This window comes from Sphingomonas sp. (assembly GCF_025362505.1).
Taxonomy (GTDB): Bacteria; Pseudomonadota; Alphaproteobacteria; order Sphingomonadales; family Sphingomonadaceae; genus Sphingomicrobium.
The window spans coordinates 1-4,436 of record NZ_JANYGG010000131.1 but is presented as its reverse complement, the minus strand read 5'-3'; the positions used below and the strand labels follow the sequence as shown (position 1 = coordinate 4,436).

Sequence of the window (4,436 nt, the reverse complement as noted above, 5' to 3'; positions counted from 1 at the left end):
GAAAAACTTGGCGGAGAACGACGGCCTCCCCGCGCTGACTGCTTAGGCTGTTGCCTCGGCGCATGTCGGTTGCCGGCCGACGAAGCTTCTTTCCACCACGCTCATACTCGATTTGGGTCTGCTTTACGCCGGGTCCCTCCGTCCAATAGGTTTTTCGCCATTCCTGGTATCGTCCGATGTCGGCATCCCCGATCGCATCGATGGGCTTCTTGCCGAAGAAAGGCATGAAATATCTGCGAATAAGCGAACCGATGCGCCGATCCTGGCCTACACGACGCTCGCCGCGCGCGACCTCGCGCACCTGCTGCTCGATGAATTCTTCCGCAACCTGCTCAAACGTGCGCTGGACGGCCCTTAAGCCGTGCTCAGAGCGGTAAGTGGCATCACGCCATAGCCTGTCCGCTTTTCGCCTCGCTTCTGCCTCGTCCGCGGTTCCCAGGCTTTTTCGCACTTGGCCTTCGCCGCGGATGCTGAAGCGCACGGACCAATTTGAGGATCCTACGCGCTGAAAGAGCTGGAATTTAATTTCGTCGAACTCGGGCAATCGCCCTCCCTTTCCAATCATAGCGCGCAGCGATGCGCGGAGTGCCCGCGCTGTGCTAGCTTTGTGCTAGATCGCCCCTTTGACCCAGGCAGCCGTTTGCCTAGGCTCTTGAGATCCTTGGAGGGGAGAAATTGGCTGTGCTAGCACTGTGCTAGCCTACGCTCGCACGCTTAAGAGGGCAACCGCCTCGTTAAGTGCTTATTTTACTTGGGAAAGTGGTGCCCAGGGACGGGGTCGAACCGCCGACACTGCGATTTTCAGTCGCATGCTCTACCAACTGAGCTACCTGGGCCCGGCCCCGTGAACGCGTCCGCGCGGGCGAAGCGGCTCCCTAACCGCCGCCCTTCGGCCTGTCCAGCGGTTGATCGGGCGAGGGGAGGGTAAGTGACCCGGTGCAGGCCGCAACGGCCCGATCTGGAATGACCGCTATTGGTGGTGGGCTCAACGGGTGGTTGCAATTGAGAATGAGATCGCAGGGCTCGGACACGCAGAGCCATCGATCGTTAAATTGTAGACTTAGTGGCGGTCTTGCCGCGGTTGGGGCATGAGCACATCATTCTTGCAATGCGGGAGGGGCAGTGGCCAAGGTTTTTCTAAGCTACGCGCGTGAGGATGCCGCCGCGGCAAGGCAGCTTGCCGAGAGTATCGGCAGAGCCGGCCACGACGTCTGGTGGGATAGCCACATCAAAGGCGGATCGCGCTTCTCGACCGAGATTGATCGCGAGTTGAAAACCGCTCAGGCGGTGGTCGTTTTGTGGTCGCAGGCCTCGGTTGAGTCGGCCTGGGTACAGGACGAGGCCGCCGAAGGCCGCGATTCCGGCCGACTCGTTCCGGTCACGCTTGGTGGAAGCAGGCCGCCGCTCGGCTTTCGCCAGTTTCACACGGTCGATTTCGGTACCTGGAACGGTGACGGAGAGCCGGCAAACTTGGATGAATTGGTCGAGGCCATCACCAAGACCGCGGGCAATGAGGCGACCAAAAGCGCTTCGGCGCCAGCCGACGCGCAGAAGGGGACATCGGGGCCGTCGGTCTGTGTGCTGCCGTTCGTCAACATGAGCGGCGATCCCGAACAGGAATATTTCAGCGACGGAATCACCGAAGACATCATCACCGACCTGTCGAAAGTGTCGGCATTGCTGGTGATCGCTCGTAACACGGCGTTCACCTTCAAGGGCAAGGTGATGGACGTGAAGGAGGTCGCTCGCGCGCTCGACGTCAGCCACGTGCTCGAGGGGAGCGTGCGCAAGTCTGGTAACCGGGTCAGGATCACCGCACAGATGATCGACGCCACGACCGGCGGGCACTTGTGGGCCGACCGCTACGATCGCGACCTCACCGATATTTTCGCCATTCAGGACGAGATATCGAAAGCAATTGTCGCCGCGCTCCGGGTGAAACTGCTTCCCGAGGAAAAGAAGGCGATCGAGGCGCGGGGTACGACGATTGTCGAAGCGTATAACCTTTACCTGATGGCGCGAAAGCAGTGGATCACCGGCGATTATAGCGACGTTCGCCGCGGCGAATCGATTGTTCGGATCTGCCGGCAGGCGGTGTCATTCGATCCCGATTATGCGCAGGCGTGGGCGTTGATGGCGCTTGCTCAGGCAGAATTGCGTTTGCTTCATGGCAAGGACGTCGATGCCCTTCCTGCGGTCGAACGCGCATTATCGATCAATCCTGATATTGCCGAAGCGCATTGCGTCAAGGCGCAGCTGCTTCAGGAGCAGGGCAAGCAAGCGGAGGCGAATCAGGAGATTCAATTTGCCCTCCGGCTCGACCCCGAATCCTGGGAAGTGAATCGGGAAGCGGCGCGCCTCAATTTTCGGCAAGGGCGAATTGGCGATGCTATCCCCCATTTCGAGAAAGCCGCAACCTTAATGCCGAGCGATTGGCACAGCCCGATGATGGTCATGACTTGTTACCAGAGCGTGGGCGACGAGGGCTCGATGCTCAGGGCAGCAAGAACATCGATTGAACGGGCTGAAACGGCTCTCGTGAAAGAACCTTCCAATACCCAGCTACTCGCGGCCGGCGCGAACGCACTCGCGCTGCTCAGTGAAGATAGCAGGGCTAGAGAATGGATCGACCGGGCGTTGCTTCTCGACCCGGACAACAATTCCACTCGCTACAATCTGGCGTGCGCCTTGGTCGTTCGCCTGAATGATGCGGAGCGCGCCATGGAGGTGCTGGGTCCTTTTTTCGAACACACCAATGCGGACGTGATCAAGCATGTCGAAGCTGATCCCGACATGGATTCAATCCGTGACGATCCGCGATTCAAGGCGATGATGTCCGGGGCCAAGCAGCGGCTCGGGGTCACCGCCTAGGTCGTCGGGCGGCGCTCCCGCTTCGACCCTAGTCCATCGCCTCGTCGTTAGGGTCGGCCGGCGGTCCGGGGATGCGATAGCCGTCGCCGAGCCATTGCAGCAGGTCGCGATCCTTGCACCCGCGCGAACAGAACGGCGCATGCTCGGCGCTCATCGGCTTGCGGCACACCGGGCAGGGCTTTGCGCTAGGCGGGTTCGACATGGCCACCCGACATGGCGAGCGCGGGATCGCCGCGCAAGGCTACCGTTCCGCCGACTTGGCGGGCGAGGCGGTCGAGCCATTCGGGCGTGACCCGCTCGATCACCGCCGGATGCGCGGCGAGGCGGATCGAGCCGGTCGAACGGGCGGCGCGGCGGAGCAGCACGCGCGCCTCGAACCCCGGACGATCCTGCGCCAGTTCGACCAGCGACGGCCCGGTTCGCGGCCGCACGATCTGGACGAAGCCGAAGCCGTTGACCCCGGTGCGTTCGAACGGCCGTGGCAGCATCGCGTCGATCGCCGCATCCTGTGCCAGCCGCGCCGCCTTGTTGCGGACCGTCGGCAGGTCGATGCCGATCGATCCGCCGATCGCGAGCCGGCGGATCGCGGACGCCGCCGCGCTTGCACCGCGCGGCGCCAGTTCCTCGGGCGCAAGCGCCCCGTCGACATCGATCAGCGTCATCGCCGGGGTCGGCGAAATGCGCAGCGTCCCGCCGGCAAAGGCGACCATCCCGCTGCGCGCTTCCTCGATCAGGTCCGACCAGCCCGCCTGCTCCAGCGGATCGTGGGGGGCAGGGAAAGCGATCGTCGCGCCGTCCAGCCGCTCGGCCAAGGTCGGAGCCGGGAAAGCGGGGCTGTTCGTCCAGCGTGCCATCGGTCGCTTCCACGGCTCGACCCCGGGAAACGCAGCCCGCGTCACCTCGATCGACAGCGCGCCACCTTGCGAAATCCCCTTTGGCGCCTGGGGCAGCAGATATTCCTGGCCGGCCTCATCGCGGGCCACGGCGTTGCGACCCGCCTGGCCCCCATTCACCAGCCGCGCCGTAATCACCGTTCCCGCCGGGACCACCCCCTCGAGCTCGATCCGGGCCTCGACGATTCGCGCGCCTTCGACCAGCACCGCGCGCGTCTCACCGATGCCAACTTCGACGATCCAGTCAGGCATTTGGCCACTCAGCCAAGCGGGTATCCAGCGCTTTTGAGCAGATTCCGCGTTTCCGCCAGCGGCAGCCCGACCACCGCCGAATGGCTCCCGGTCATCGTTCGCACGAACACCTCGCCATAGCCCTGCAGCGCATAGCCGCCGGCCTTGCCGAGCCACTCGCCATGCGCGACGTAAAAGTCGATTTCCTCGGCCGACAGGCACTTCAGCGAGATCATCGTCTCGACCGCCCGGGTGCGCATTGTCTCGCCCGGGATGGCCAGCGCGATCGCGGTCGTCACCCGGTGCCGCCGTCCCGACAGCAGCGCGAGGCATTGCCGCTCGGTTGCCTCATCCTCGACCTTGGGCAGGATCCGCCGACCGACCGCGACTACCGTATCGGCGCCGAGCACCAGCGCGTCGGGATGCCTCGCCGCGACCGCC

Annotated in this window: 4 protein-coding genes, 1 tRNA gene and 1 pseudogene; 1 reads left to right on the top strand and 5 read right to left on the bottom strand. The window is 63.5% G+C overall.

All coding sequences use genetic code 11. The features are described 5' to 3' along the window. Both Q0R27_RS12310 and Q0R27_RS12305 read right to left on the bottom strand, forming a co-directional pair. A pseudogene (locus Q0R27_RS12310) lies at nt 1-544 on the bottom strand (hypothetical protein); the annotation flags it as partial. 216 nt (nt 545-760) lie between these two features. Next, nucleotides 761-836: transfer RNA gene (locus Q0R27_RS12305), tRNA-Phe, on the bottom strand. A 286-nt stretch (nt 837-1,122) separates the two neighbouring features. Here Q0R27_RS12305 and Q0R27_RS12300 point away from each other — a divergent pair. Then, nucleotides 1,123-2,871 (top strand): TIR domain-containing protein, encoded by a 1,749-nt coding sequence (locus Q0R27_RS12300; protein ID WP_293945258.1) that lies wholly within the window; start codon nt 1,123-1,125, stop codon nt 2,869-2,871. Nucleotides 2,872-2,899: 28 nt separating this feature from the next. Here the strand turns inward: Q0R27_RS12300 and yacG are convergent, their stop codons facing one another. The 3 genes from yacG to Q0R27_RS12285 all read right to left on the bottom strand — a co-directional run. Further along, complete coding sequence (gene yacG / locus Q0R27_RS12295) at nt 2,900-3,073, bottom strand: DNA gyrase inhibitor YacG (protein WP_293945255.1); 174 nt, start codon at nt 3,071-3,073, stop codon at nt 2,900-2,902. After that, a complete protein-coding gene (locus Q0R27_RS12290) occupies nt 3,057-4,016 on the bottom strand; it encodes a ribonuclease (RefSeq protein ID WP_293945253.1) in 960 nt (319 codons plus the stop codon). Before Q0R27_RS12290 ends, yacG begins: the two co-directional genes overlap by 17 nt. An 8-nt stretch (nt 4,017-4,024) precedes the next feature. Beyond that, nucleotides 4,025-4,436 (bottom strand): Maf family protein (locus Q0R27_RS12285; RefSeq protein ID WP_293945251.1); only part of this gene is annotated, 412 nt, incomplete at its 5' end.